Source organism: Corynebacterium sp. HMSC072G08, assembly GCF_001809185.1.
GTDB lineage: Bacteria > Actinomycetota > Actinomycetes > Mycobacteriales > Mycobacteriaceae > Corynebacterium > Corynebacterium phoceense.
In genome coordinates this window covers 103,166-115,438 of the sequence record NZ_KV796428.1, presented here as the reverse complement: position 1 = coordinate 115,438, position 12,273 = coordinate 103,166, and the positions used below count along the sequence as shown (strand labels likewise).

The 12,273-nt window shown below is 63.7% G+C and carries 10 protein-coding genes; 4 read left to right on the top strand and 6 right to left on the bottom strand.

Features of this window, described 5'->3' with window-relative positions:
- Positions 1–3 precede the first annotated feature (3 nt).
- Positions 4–654, top strand: coding sequence for a pyridoxal 5'-phosphate synthase glutaminase subunit PdxT (gene pdxT, locus HMPREF2559_RS07890; RefSeq protein WP_068801606.1), 651 nt, complete (start codon positions 4–6; stop codon positions 652–654).
- Here the strand turns inward: pdxT and HMPREF2559_RS07885 are convergent.
- Positions 651–893 carry a helix-turn-helix domain-containing protein gene (locus HMPREF2559_RS07885; RefSeq protein ID WP_070540203.1) on the bottom strand — a complete coding sequence of 81 codons (243 nt, stop codon included), beginning with the start codon at positions 891–893 and terminating at the stop codon, positions 651–653. The genes pdxT and HMPREF2559_RS07885 overlap by 4 nt on opposite strands.
- Positions 894–932: 39 nt before the next feature.
- On the bottom strand, positions 933–1,163 hold the full coding sequence (locus HMPREF2559_RS07880; RefSeq protein ID WP_068801604.1) for a helix-turn-helix domain-containing protein: 231 nt from the start codon (positions 1,161–1,163) through the stop codon (positions 933–935).
- Positions 1,164–1,445: 282 nt separating this feature from the next.
- Between HMPREF2559_RS07880 and ppc the strand changes: the two genes are divergently transcribed.
- On the top strand, positions 1,446–4,166 hold the full coding sequence (gene ppc, locus HMPREF2559_RS07875; RefSeq protein WP_070540201.1) for a phosphoenolpyruvate carboxylase: 2,721 nt from the start codon (positions 1,446–1,448) through the stop codon (positions 4,164–4,166).
- A 76-nt stretch (positions 4,167–4,242) separates the two neighbouring features.
- Here the strand turns inward: ppc and HMPREF2559_RS07870 are convergent, their stop codons facing one another.
- Positions 4,243–5,433: a saccharopine dehydrogenase family protein gene (locus HMPREF2559_RS07870; RefSeq protein ID WP_066510811.1), complete on the bottom strand. Its 1,191-nt coding sequence runs from the start codon at positions 5,431–5,433 to the stop codon at positions 4,243–4,245.
- Positions 5,434–5,605: 172 nt separating this feature from the next.
- On the opposite strand from HMPREF2559_RS07870, the gene sucC reads away from it, so the two are divergent.
- Positions 5,606–6,820, top strand: a complete 1,215-nt coding sequence (sucC, locus tag HMPREF2559_RS07865; RefSeq protein WP_066484947.1) for an ADP-forming succinate--CoA ligase subunit beta — start codon at positions 5,606–5,608, stop codon at positions 6,818–6,820.
- A gap of 30 nt (positions 6,821–6,850) precedes the next feature.
- Positions 6,851–7,768 (top strand): succinate--CoA ligase subunit alpha, encoded by a 918-nt coding sequence (sucD, locus tag HMPREF2559_RS07860; protein WP_066484952.1) that lies wholly within the window; start codon positions 6,851–6,853, stop codon positions 7,766–7,768.
- Positions 7,769–7,965: 197 nt separating this feature from the next.
- Here sucD and HMPREF2559_RS07855 read toward each other — a convergent pair whose 3' ends face one another.
- The 3 genes from HMPREF2559_RS07855 to HMPREF2559_RS07845 form a co-directional block, all read right to left on the bottom strand.
- A complete protein-coding gene (locus tag HMPREF2559_RS07855) occupies positions 7,966–10,041 on the bottom strand; it encodes a M3 family metallopeptidase (protein ID WP_068801601.1) in 2,076 nt (691 codons plus the stop codon).
- Positions 10,042–10,086: 45 nt separating this feature from the next.
- Positions 10,087–10,461 carry a hypothetical protein gene (locus HMPREF2559_RS07850; RefSeq protein ID WP_066484959.1) on the bottom strand — a complete coding sequence of 125 codons (375 nt, stop codon included), beginning with the start codon at positions 10,459–10,461 and terminating at the stop codon, positions 10,087–10,089.
- A gap of 222 nt (positions 10,462–10,683) precedes the next feature.
- Entirely contained in the window at positions 10,684–12,021 is a 1,338-nt protein-coding gene (locus tag HMPREF2559_RS07845; RefSeq protein WP_246818465.1) for an amino acid permease, read from the bottom strand.
- Positions 12,022–12,273: the final 252 nt, after the last annotated feature.

The window sequence follows — 12,273 nt, the reverse complement described above, 5'->3', positions numbered from 1 at the left end:
CCCATGCGCATTGGAGTGCTTGCCCTCCAGGGCGGGGTCGAAGAGCACATCGAGGTTCTCGAATCTCTTGGCGCGGACACGCGCCGAGTGCGCCAGGTGGCGGACCTTGAGGGCCTCGACGGCCTTGTTCTTCCCGGCGGAGAATCCACCGTCATTGACCGCCTCGCGCGGTCCTTCGGCCTGGCCGAACCGCTGCGCGCCGCCATCGACGCCGGTCTGCCCGTGCTCGCCACCTGCGCTGGGCTCATCTACCTCGCGCGCGAGCTCGAAAATCCCGCCGCTGGCCAACAGACCCTGGGCGCGCTCGACGTCACTGTGCGCCGCAATGCGTTTGGCAATCAGCGTTTCTCCGCGGAGCGCGTCGTTCCAGTCATTCTCGACGACGGCGAAGCGGGAGTCGACGGCGAAGCCGGAGTCGGCGGCGACGTCGTCGACGTGGACGCTTCGTTCATTCGCGCGCCCATCGTTACCCGTACCGGTCCGGGTGTGGAGGCTATCGCCACCGTCTCCGGTAACGCTGGCGAGGGCGAATTCATCGTGGGCGTGCGCTCTGGCGCCATCACCGCGCTGAGTTTCCATCCTGAGGAAAATGGTGATGCCCGCGTCCATGCGGCGTGGTTGGCGCAGATTCCGGCGGCCTCGGCTGTGGCCTAAGCGCCCCACAACCGGCAGCGATACGCGAGCACGTGGGTGAGGTCGCGGCGTCGCCGGGGGTCGAAACCCACGACAAACAAGATGGAAATGGCCTTATCGAGGTGAACGCTGCCTTTGCTGGATTCGAAGGCTCGGACACAGCGCTCAGGCACGTCCGCGAGGAGAGCGACGTCATGCTGGCTCAGGCCAGCTTCGCGGCGTTGTTCCTTCGCGAAGCGGCCCAATTCCTGTGTGTCCATCGAACCTCCCCGACGGAAAACCGGCATGATCGTGCCGTTTTATGCCATCGCGTCGAACGGCAGTGCGCCTGCCGTTTCGACACGGACGTGCAGTCCAATCGCTGCGAGCACAGCGAGCGCCTTGTCGAGCTGTACTGTGCCTTTCCCTGTTTCTAAGTCGCGCACGAAGCGCTCGGACACGCGGGCGCGCCGGGCGACGTGTCGCTGTGTCAGTCCTCCTTCGCGGCGGCGTTCGCGCGCGATATCCCCGATTGTTTCAGCCGTGAGCATGGCGTAGGCCCCCGTCTCCCCGATATATGCATGGTGTCCCGCCAGTCTAAAACGTCGTGGCGGGTGCCGCTACTTGAAAAGGGGGCTGCGGCGCGGCGGGCGAGTGCTGGTCGTGCTTCCCGTGCTTGCACCACAACTGGGGGTAGTGCGCCACCTTAACTCGGCGCAGAATAGTGACGTGGGCTACATTTATGTAAATCCTGTAAACCACAGTGTGTTAACTCAGCGGCTGTGCTGAGACAGTACAGAATCCGCGCCGAGTCGGCATAGAAAGGACTCCTCATGACCACTGCCAGCTCGTCCCGTGACTTCGTCAAAGACGATATCCGCCTGCTTGGACGGGTACTTGGCCGCGTCATTGCGCAGCAGGAGGGTGAGAGTGTCTACGAACTCGTCGAGTCCACGCGTCGCCTAGCTTTCGATGTCGCCCACGGGGACGCCAGCGCTGAGGACTTGCTTGCCGTCTTCCGCGACCTCGACATCACGAAGGCCAACCTCGTCGCTCGCGCCTTCTCCTACTTCGCGCTGCTTGCCAACTTGGTCGAGGACCTTGCGGACGAGTCCGTGCCTGCGCCGGTCTCCCTGCGCACGACCTTTGACAAGCTCAAGGATTCGCCGGTCACCGCGGCTCAGGCTTCCCGCGTCGTCCGTGATGCCGTGGTCGCGCCGGTCCTTACCGCGCACCCCACGGAAACTCGCCGCCGCACGGTCTTCGATACTCAGACACGCATTAAGAAGCTCCTCCAGCAGTGGCATCTCGGCGGCGATGAGTCGGACATTGAACGCGAGCTGTACCTGCGTATGACGCTGCTGTGGCAGACCGCGCTCATCCGCATCGCGCGCCCGACCCTCGAAGACGAGGTTGACGTCGCGCTGCGCTACTACAAGCTTTCCCTGCTCGAGCAGATTCCGGCGCTCAACCGTGCCGTCCGCGAGGGCCTCAAGGAGACCTTCGGGCTGCAGCTTCCCGAAGCCGCTCTCATGCGCCCCGGCTCTTGGATCGGCGGCGACCACGACGGCAACCCTTTCGTCAACGCGGATACGCTCACCTACGCCACCTCGCGCGCGGCGGAGACGGCGCTCAAGTACTACGAAGATCAGCTCGCGGAGCTCGAGCGCGAGCTCTCCCTCTCGGACCGCTATTCCTCCTGTTCCACGGAGCTGGAGCAGCTTGCCGATGCCGCCCATAATGACTGGGAGTCCCGCGTCGACGAGCCCTACCGCCGCGCTATCTTCGGGATCCGTGCCCGCGTCGCCGCCACGCGTAGGCACTTCTTCGGCGACGAGGCGGCGACCGTCGCCCCCTTGACGGAGCGCCGCCGCCCCGACCTTCTGCCAGCCTCGGGTGCCGCGCCCGCCGAGCCATACGAGGGGCCCGCGGAGCTGCAGCATGACCTCGACATCATCGACCGTTCGCTGCGCCAGCACAATGACGACATCATCGCCGAGGACCGTCTGGCACGCCTGCGCGACGCTATCTCGACGTTCGGGTTCCACCTCTACACGCTCGACATGCGCCAGAACTCTGAGTCCTTCGAGGCCGTCCTCGCCGATATCTTTGCTGCCGCCGGTCTCACCGACGACTATGCTTCGCTCGACGAGACTGCCCGCGTCGAGCTTCTCGTGGGTGAGCTGGGTACGCCGCGCCCGTTGCTCTACCCGAACCACGCCCCGCTGGGCGAGCTCGCGGAGAAGGAGCTCGGTATCTTCCGCGCGGCTGCCGCGGCCGTCGCGAAGTTCGGCGAGCGCTCCGTCGCGCACTGCATCATCGCTATGACCGGTACCGTGAGCGACATCCTCGAGCCCATGGTTCTGCTCAAGGAGGTGGGGCTCACCCACGTCGACGTCGTCCCGCTCTTCGAGACCATCGATGACTTGAAGGCCGGCGCCCACATCCTGGAAGAGCTCTGGTCCCTGCCGTTCTATCGCGACTACCTGCGCGCTCGTGGCGACGTCCAGGAAGTCATGCTCGGCTACTCGGATTCCAACAAGGACGGCGGCTACCTTCAGGCGAACTGGTCGCTTTACGACGCGGAGCTCGAACTTGTCGAGCTGTGCCAGCGCCACAATGTTGAGCTGCGTCTGGCCCACGGCCGTGGCGGCGCCGTCGGCCGTGGCGGCGGCCCGACCTATGACGCCATCCTTGCCCAGCCCAAGGGTGCCGTCTCCGGTTCTGTTCGCATCACCGAGCAGGGTGAGGTCATCTCCGCGAAATACGGCGCGCCCGAGACCGCTCGCCGCCACCTCGAGGCCTTCGCGGCCGGCGCGCTCGAGGCCTCCCTCTTTGATACCGAACCCATCGCCGACCCAGAAGGTTCTTACGCGCTCATGCGCGAGCTCTCCGCGCGCTCCGGCGAAAAGTATCGTGAGCTCATCGGCGACCCGGGCTTTATCCAGTACTTCACCGAGTCCACTCCGCTCCACGAAATCGGCGACCTCAACCTCGGCTCCCGCCCCGCGGCCCGTAAGCAGACCACCGCGATTTCTGACCTCCGCGCCATCCCGTGGGTGCTCTCTTGGTCGCAGTCGCGTACCAACGTCCCCGGCTGGTTCGGCGTAGGCACCGCGCTTTCCGGTTGGGCAGGGGAGAACGCCGCGCGCTGGGATAAGCTGCGCGAGCTCTACCAGACCTGGCCCTTCTTCCGCGCCGTCTTGTCCAACATGGCGCAGGTCATGACCAAGGCGGAGATCGCCCTCGCGCGTCTCTACGCGAACCTCGTGAGCGACCAAGACGTGGCCGACCGCATCTACACGCTCATCGCTGACGAGTTTGAGCTCACCCGCGAGGTCTACCTCAAGGTCACCGGCAACGCGGACCTCACGGCGGAAAACCAGCGCCAGGCTCGCTCCCTGAAGCGCCGTTACCCGTACCTCCTGCCGCTCAACGCGGTCCAGCTTGAGCTGCTGCGCCGCTACCGCGCTGGCGACGACTCCTTCCTCGTCTCGAAGACCATCCAGGTGACGATGAACGGTCTCGCCACCGCCTTGCGCAACGCCGGCTAAGCCCGGGCGTAGCTGCAGAAGCTATCAACACAGCCCACAACGCGTCCCTCGCGGGGGCTGGGCGCTGTGGATGGGATTATTGGCGGACGCGGAATCGCATGCCGTGGGAATCCAATGCCTCTATATAAGGGGCGCCGAGCGCTGTTGCCGGCGTGAGGACGCCGCCTTCGCCAGGATGGTTCACGAGGGTGACGGCTGCTTCGGTGAGCATCATGGCGGTTGTCTTGTACCCTGGGTCGCCCTCGGCGGACACCTCGGTGACATAGACATGACCGTCTTCGTCTTTGCCGTAGTGGGCGATGGTGAAGCCACCCTTCTCAATGTCCTTGGGGCCGTCGCCTGGTTCGGGGATAAAGCGGGAGAGGGGCTTGCGCAGGCTGGGAATCATAATCAGTGCGAAGCCGGCGACTGTCGCGGCGTGGAGGAGCTGTGCTTTTGCTTGACCCAGGAGTCCTTGGCCGGTGGTCATCGCCTCGCGGTAGCGCAGGCGCTCGCCATAGGCGTGATTCATAAGCGAGTTGGAACGGCGCACGACGCGCGTATTGAACATGGCCATGAAGAATGGGCCGACCCATTGGCCCACGAGCTCGTCGTATTCCACGAAGCGGTCAGGCTCGGGGCCGAGGTCGGGCTCCTGCTTGTGGTCCGGCGAAAGGGAATGGGGGCTGTGGAGGATTGCGCCGCCCTTGGGCATGCGCTTCGCGTCGGCGCTGACTTCGCGCATGGAGTCGATCGTGCCGCCGGACAGGCCACCGGAGAGTCGTTCCACCGACATAGTGACCTCGGTGAGCGGGCGGTTCGCGTGCTGGTGGAGGTAGAACATGCCCATGTCGGAGGGAACGGAGTCGAATCCGCAGGAATGGACAATGCGGGCCCCGGTCTCCTGGGCGACCTCGTGCCAGTTGTCGATGCTGCGGCGGATGAAGAGCGCCTCGCCGCAGAGGTCTACGTAGCCGGTGCCGTTCTGGGCGCAGGCGGCGACCAGGTTATCGCCGTACCGCGTGTACGGGCCCACGGTTGTGATGATGACCTTCGCGCGCTTGGCGAGTGCATCCATGGCTTTGGCGTCCATGGCGTCGGCAACGATGACGGGGTAGCCCAGTTTCAATCCGTTGACTCGCCCGGCACCGCGGGCGGCAAGCGCCACCTTGAGTTCGGGATGGTTCGCCTTGATATAGCGGGCGGTGATTTTGCCGACGAAGCTCGAGGCTCCGAAAAGGATGATGTCAAAGTCGCGTTCCGACGTGAGATTTGTGTCCTGTGCCATAGCTGGTAAGTCTATCGAAGCGCGCGGGCATCGGGGTCGTGGAGTGGGCGGTTGAAGGGACGGGCAGGCGTGAAAGATTAACTTCTTTGCCAATTTCTCTGCAAAAGATGCTCGCAAAATTTAGGATAGGTGAGGCATGACACACTTCTAAGAACTTGTGAACGGAGGAATTGTGGATCTCTACGAGTACCAAGCTCGTGACCTCTTCGAAGCGCATGGAGTCCCCGTGCTGGGCGGCATCATGGCGACCTCGGCGCTGGAAGTGCAACGTGCCGCGGCAAAACTCATGAAGGCGGGCAGCGAGCTCGTTGTCGTCAAGGCCCAGGTGAAGGTCGGCGGACGCGGTAAAGCGGGCGGCGTGAAGGTCGCGCGTAGTCCAGAAGAAGCAGCAGCCGTTGCGGATGAGATTCTGGGTCTCGATATCAAGGGGCATGTTGTCCGCAAGGTGATGGTTGCCCAGGGTGCTGACATCGCTGAGGAGTATTACTTCTCGATTGTGCTCGACCGCACGAAGCGCCGGTACTTGGCCATGCTGTCCAAAGAGGGCGGAGTGGAAATCGAACAGCTCGCGCAGGAGCGTCCGCATGTGCTTATCCGCCGGAGCTTCTCGCCGCTCGACGGCATGACGGACACACTCGCGCGCGACATGGCGTACGAGGCCGGGTTCGATGAGGCGGATATCCCGCAGCTCGTGCCGGTCTTCAAGAAGCTGTACGAAGTCTACGTAGAGGAAGATGCCTCGCTCGTGGAGGTCAACCCACTGGTGAAAACCAACGATGGAAAGATTCTGGCGCTCGACGGTAAAGTCACCCTTGATGAGAACGCGAGCTTCCGCCATCCCGACCACGCTGAGTTGCAGGACCATTCGGCCACAGACCCGCTCGAGCTCAAGGCGCAGAAGATGGGGCTCAACTACGTCAAGCTCGACGGCAACGTCGGGATCATCGGCAACGGCGCTGGCCTCGTCATGTCCACGCTCGACGTCGTCGCGTACGCGGGGCACAAGCTCGCCGAGGGCGATGACGTCGCCGCCAAGCCCGCGAACTTCCTCGATATCGGTGGCGGCGCGAACGCGGAGGTCATGGCCAACGGTCTTGAGGTTATCCTCGGCGATCCCCAGGTCAAGTCGGTCTTCGTTAACGTCTTCGGCGGGATTACCGCCTGTGACGAGGTCGCCAAGGGCATCGTTCAAGCCTTTAAGATTCTCGCCGCCGATGGCATCGCGCCCAAGCCGCTCGTCGTGCGCTTCGACGGTAACAATGCGGAGCTGGGCCGGCAGATCCTCAAAGAAGCAGCGCTCGACCACCTCGAACAGGTCGACACCATGGATGCGGCTGCACTGCGCGCCGCGGAGCTCGCCTCCCGCACAAACCTTGTTGCTGTCTAACCCTATTCCGAGAACCAGAAAGAGACTTCTATGTCGATTTTCCTTGATGAAAACTCTGCCATCATCGTCCAGGGTATGACGGGTTCCGAAGGCATGAAGCACACCCAGCGCATGCTCGATTCGGGCTCTCGCATCGTCGGCGGTGTGAATCCCAAGAAGGCCGGCGAAGAGCTCGAGTTCAATGATGGCGTGACCATCCCCGTCTTCGGCTCCGTGCGTGAGGCCATGAAGGCCACCGGCGCGAACGTGTCTGTCATCTTTGTCCCCGCGAAGTTCACGAAGGCCGCAGTCGAGGAGGCCATCCACGCGGAAATGCCCCTCGTCGTCGTCATCACCGAGGGCGTGCCCGTGCGCGATACTGCGGAGTTCTTCGCGCTTGCCCGCGAGAAGGGCACCACCCGCATTATCGGCCCGAACTGCCCGGGGCTCATCACGCCGGGCGTCTCCAATGCTGGCATCATTCCCGCGAACACCGCGCCGAACCCCGGCAAGATCGGCCTCGTTTCTAAGTCCGGCACGCTCACGTACCAGATGATGTACGAGCTGGGTGACCTCGGATTTAGCACCTGCGTGGGCATCGGCGGCGACCCGATTATCGGCACGACGCACATCGCGGCGATCGAGGCCTTCCAAGCTGACCCGGACACCGAGGCCATCATCATGATCGGCGAGATTGGCGGTGACGCGGAGGAATACGCCGCCGAGTACATCCGCGACCACGTGACCAAGCCCGTCGTCGCCTATATTGCGGGCTTTACCGCGCCCGAGGGCAAGACCATGGGCCATGCCGGCGCCATCGTCTCGGGCGGTTCCGGCACCGCCGAGGGCAAAAAGTCCGCGCTCGAGGCCGCCGGCGTCAAGGTGGGTAAGACCCCCACTCAGGCCGCGGAGCTCATGCGCGAGATCCTCGTCGGCTCGTCCGCGAGCTTGACCTCGGCGAGCCGCTAGCTTTCCGATGCCGCCGCGCGCTGGGCCGTCCCTAGCGCGCAGCGTGGGCATGGCGTGAACATGCTGTTCACAGCCTCTATCGGTCGAATTTTCGGCGATTTATCGGTCGAATTTTCGGCGATTTATCGGTCGTATTTTCCGTCCTGAATCGGTCGAATTTTCCGTCTAGTCGGGCCTGTGTCGTTAGGCGTGTGCAGTTAGTCGGTGGCGCCGGACAGGCCGCGGCGGGCGAGCAGCGGGGCGACGTCCTTGTCGCGGCCGCGCAGCTCGCGGTAGGCCTCGGTGAAGTCGCGGGACGCGCCCTTGGACAGGACGAGGTCGCGGAAGCGCTGGCCGGCGGCGCGGGCGGCGGCATCGGAAGCCTCGGGGCCCGCGGCGTTTTCTTCCTTGAACCAGGAGAAGCCGTCGGCGTCGAGGACCTCGGCCCACAGGTAGGAGTAGTAGCCCGCGGAATAGCCGCCGGCGAAGATGTGATTGAAGTACGCGGAGCGGTAGCGCGGCGCGATGTGCGGGTTGTGCAGGCCAGCGTCGTCGAGGGCGGCGCGCTCGAAGGCGTCGATGGACTCTTGGGATGCGGCGATGGCGGCGGCATCGGCAGGCGTGAGGGAGTGCCAGGCAAGGTCGACGATGGAGGCAGCGAGATACTCGACGGTGCTAAAACCCTGACCGAAGGTCTGGGCCTCGCGGACCTTGGTGAGCAGCTCGTCCGGGATGACCTCGCCGGTCTCCACGTGGCGGGCGTAGCGCTTGACCATGGCCGGGTCGAGGGCCCAGTTCTCGTTGATCTGGGAGGGGAATTCTACCCAGTCGCGCGGGACGCGGGTGCCGGAGAAGGTGGGGTAGCGCACGTCGGAGAGCAGGCCGTGCAGTGCGTGACCGAACTCGTGGAAGACGGTGTGGAGCTCGTCTTGGCTCAAGCGTGGCTGGGAGCCGTCCGCGGGCTTGGTAAGACCCATGACGTTGACGATGACGGGCTTGGTGCCCAGCAGGTGGGACTGGCCCACGAACTCGCTCATCCACGCGCCGCCGCGCTTGGAGGGACGGCCGAAGTAGTCGGTGAGCAGCAGGCCGATGCCGCTATCGCGATCAGCGGTGGGGTCTTGGCCTTCGTCGAAGACCTCCCATACGCGCACGCCCTCGGCGTAGCCTTCGAGGTCCTCGCGCGGGACGACGGTGATGCCGTAGAGGCGGTGGGCCGCGGCGAAGACTCCATCCTTGAGAACGCGGTCGAGAGGGAAGTACTGGCGCAGCTCGTCCTCGTCGAGGGAGAAGTCGCGGGCGCGAACCTGGGATTCCCAGTAGGCCCAGTCCGCGGCACCGAAGTCCTCGTTGTGCAGGGTGGCTTCCTCGGCGAGCAGCTTTTCTTCGCCGGCGGCGTTAGCCTCGGCGGCAGGGGCGAGCTCGACGAGCATGCGGCGGGCGGCCTCGGCGGTCTGCGCGGTCTCCTCGGCGATGACGTAGTCCGCGTGGGTGTCGTAGCCGAGCAGCTGCGCGCGCTCGGCACGCAGGCGCGCCATCTCGGTGAGCACGCTCAGGTTATTCTCGCTGCCGCGGGCGCGCGAGGCCTCATAGACCTTGGCGCGGGCGGCCGGATCGGCCAGGCGCGCGAGCTCCGACTGGACGGTGGGCAGCTCGAGCGGGAGCACGTAGCCGTCTTGGCCTACCTCGTTGGCGTAGGCCTTGGCGGCCTCGATGCGATCGGCGGGCAGGCCTTTGAGCTCTTCCGCGCTGTCGAAGTGCACGGCGCGCTCGCGGGTGGACGCCATGAGGTTGCGGCCGAACTCCTCGGAGAGCGCCGAGAGGCGCTGGTTGATGGTGGAGAGCTGCTCTTTCTCTGCCGCGCCGAGGTCCGCGCCCTGGCGCGCAAAAGTCCGCAGCAGGTGCGCGTGGAGGCGTTGCGACTCCTCGTCGGCCGGCGGGGTCGCCTCTTTGAGGCGGGCGTAGAGGACCTCATTCTGGTAGATCGCATCCGAATGCGCGGCGACCTGCGGCCAGACCTCCGCGGCGATCTCTTCCATCTCGTCCGTGACATCCGTGCCCGACAGGTTGCCGAAGATGGAAAGCACGCGCTCTAAATCCTGGCCAGCGCGCTCGAGGGCCTCGACGGTGTTTTCCCACGTCGGGTCGGCCGTGTTGTCGACGATGGCCTTAATCTCCTCGTCGTGGCGGGTGAGTGCCTCGGCGATGGCGGGACGGAAGTGCTCGACCTTAATCTCCGCAAACGGCGGGAGCTGGTAGGGGAGCGTGGAGGGGGAAAGAAGTGGATTAGTCATGCGACTAATCTACCGATTTCCTCGTACCGGCGGCAGGAGAATCCCTTAAAACACGAGCTGTTCGGGCCAAGGAAGTTCGACCTTGTGGTCGTCGAAAGGAGCGACTTCGAGCTCCACCGGGATTCCGCCTGCGATGTGCAGCAGCACCATCGCCTCGGGGCAATCGGCGGTGAGCACGTAATCGGAGCCTTGCGGGACGGCCTTGCCGTTGGCGTCGCGACGCGGCTCCGGCGGCTCTTCACCTGCCGTGAGATAGACCGTGGGGCACGTGCCACATCCACAGTGCTTGTACACCTTGAGTTCCGGCACGCGCGCAGCAATGGCCTTGCGCTGCTCCGCGCTCAAGGAATGCATGGCGTCCGAGGCATGCGCCAGCATGGCGTAGACGACGTCGGATTCAGAAGAAAACAGGGGACGCATGATTATGCCTTTCGTAGGGGGTGCAGGATTCATACGCTAGCAGGGGCCCTCGACATGGGTTGGTGCGTGCGGTGTGCGGCAGGGACGTGACCGTTAGAAGAGGAATTTTCTGCGTCAGAAGCAAGAAACAGGCAAAGAATTGAATTTTTGCATATATCTAGGTCATGGACTCGGAGGAGACGTGAAAACAGCGAATTCAGGCCACAATCGAGGCTTGTGAGGTTAATGAAGCAAGAAAGCCTCTGAGTCGAGCAAAGAAATCTGCGTTGCTTGGCAACGCGGAGACGCCGAGGCCATGCGGGGACTCGGCGTCGAAAGGGTAAACGAAACGCTAGAACATCGTGACCACGGTTGTGGCCAGCACAATGAGACCATGACCGTGACGAAGACATTGGTGGCGCGGCCGCGGTACTGCTCGAGGGCTGGGACGTAGTGCACGCAGAGCATGGGCAGGAGGTAGGTGAGGAAGGTAAAGAAGATGCCGCCCACGAGCGTGATGAGGCTGAGAATCGAGGGGTTAAAGACTGCGGCCAGCGAGACCGTGACGAAGATAAAGAAGTACGTCCACAGGTCGAAGGCGCGGGGGCTAAGCCGGCGCGTGAGTCCCGGCATGGCGAGCTCTGCCAAGTACTGGGTGCCCTCGATGGTGCCCAGGGCGTGGCCGAAGTAGCTCGACGCCACCGCGCAGATGACGACGACGGGCGCCATGTAGGACAGGAACGGGTTGTCCGTGACGTTCGCGAAGTAGGAGAGGACGGGCAGGTTTTGAGCCTCGGCCTCAATCATGCCGTCGGCACCCATGGCTAGCGCGGAGGACCATACGAAGAACATGGTGAAGACCGTGAGCAGGATGGTCGAGTTGCGGATGGCATTCGCCGTGGGGCGGCCGTCCTTGTGCGCGGCGACGCAGAACTGCGAGAGGGCCGCGACGTAGGAGAACGCGAAGACAAGCACCGGCAGGATGAGCAGGATGGACGTGAGGATACCCAGCGCACTATGGTCGCCGGCCTGCATAAAGGATGCGAAATCCCACTGCGGGATGAGGTAGAGCGAGACCGCGCCCAAGGCAAAGATGAGCGGGTAGACCACGAGATTCGCCGCGGCGAGCATCACCTTGTTGCCAAAGGCGAGCGCTGCCGTCATCAGCCCCACGCACAGCGGCGCGAGGATCCACCGGGAGATCTCCGGCCCGTGGAATTGGTTGACGATGAGGCTTTCCACCGTGTTCGTAATGGAGACGCCGTAGATGAGCACCACGGGGAAGACGGTGAACCAGTACATGGCCGCGAGCAGAATGCCCTTATTGCGCCCGAAAAACTTGGTGAGCACCATGAGCACGTCCGCGCCGGGAATAGGCGAGTGGTTCATGATCCACGAGAACGCATGGTGCGAGAAATACGTCATCGGGCCGATGAGGAGCGTCGCGATGAGCAGCGGGATAAAACCAAAGCTGCCGGCCGAGATAGGAAGGAAGAGGATGCCCGCGCCCACGGCGGTGCCGAAGAGCGTGATGGTCCACTGCGCATTAAAGGAGCGCTTGGACGTCGTTCGTTGATCCACTATGACCTACAATTCTTTGCCGGTTTTCTTTCGTCGGATAATGCTACTCATTGTTCGATAATGTCTTGGTTCCGCCCCGCTCAGCGGACGCGGCAAAGGTCATCTCCCGCGGCGTGACGAGCCTGCGGCGATGGATACAGACAGACGCAGCGCGTTAGTCGAAAGCCGGATCCCGGACACGCCATCGAGAGGCGTTTATGCCGAGGTTGCTCGCCATAGTGCAGAGTAATGACGAGCAGCGTCGCCATTACT

Excerpts from the sequence above, each read along its gene's own strand:
- HMPREF2559_RS07850 (WP_066484959.1), bottom strand. The coding sequence starts at position 10,461 with ATGCGTCCCCTGTTTTCTTCTGAATCCGACGTCGTCTACGCCATGCTG.
- pdxT (WP_068801606.1), top strand. The coding sequence starts at position 4 with ATGCGCATTGGAGTGCTTGCCCTCCAGGGCGGGGTCGAAGAGCACATC.
- HMPREF2559_RS07885 (WP_070540203.1), bottom strand. The coding sequence starts at position 893 with ATGGACACACAGGAATTGGGCCGCTTCGCGAAGGAACAACGCCGCGAA.
- HMPREF2559_RS07870 (WP_066510811.1), bottom strand. The coding sequence starts at position 5,433 with ATGGCACAGGACACAAATCTCACGTCGGAACGCGACTTTGACATCATC.
- HMPREF2559_RS07855 (WP_068801601.1), bottom strand. The coding sequence starts at position 10,041 with ATGACTAATCCACTTCTTTCCCCCTCCACGCTCCCCTACCAGCTCCCG.
- sucD (WP_066484952.1), top strand. The coding sequence starts at position 6,851 with ATGTCGATTTTCCTTGATGAAAACTCTGCCATCATCGTCCAGGGTATG.
- HMPREF2559_RS07880 (WP_068801604.1), bottom strand. The coding sequence starts at position 1,163 with ATGCTCACGGCTGAAACAATCGGGGATATCGCGCGCGAACGCCGCCGC.
- ppc (WP_070540201.1), top strand. The coding sequence starts at position 1,446 with ATGACCACTGCCAGCTCGTCCCGTGACTTCGTCAAAGACGATATCCGC.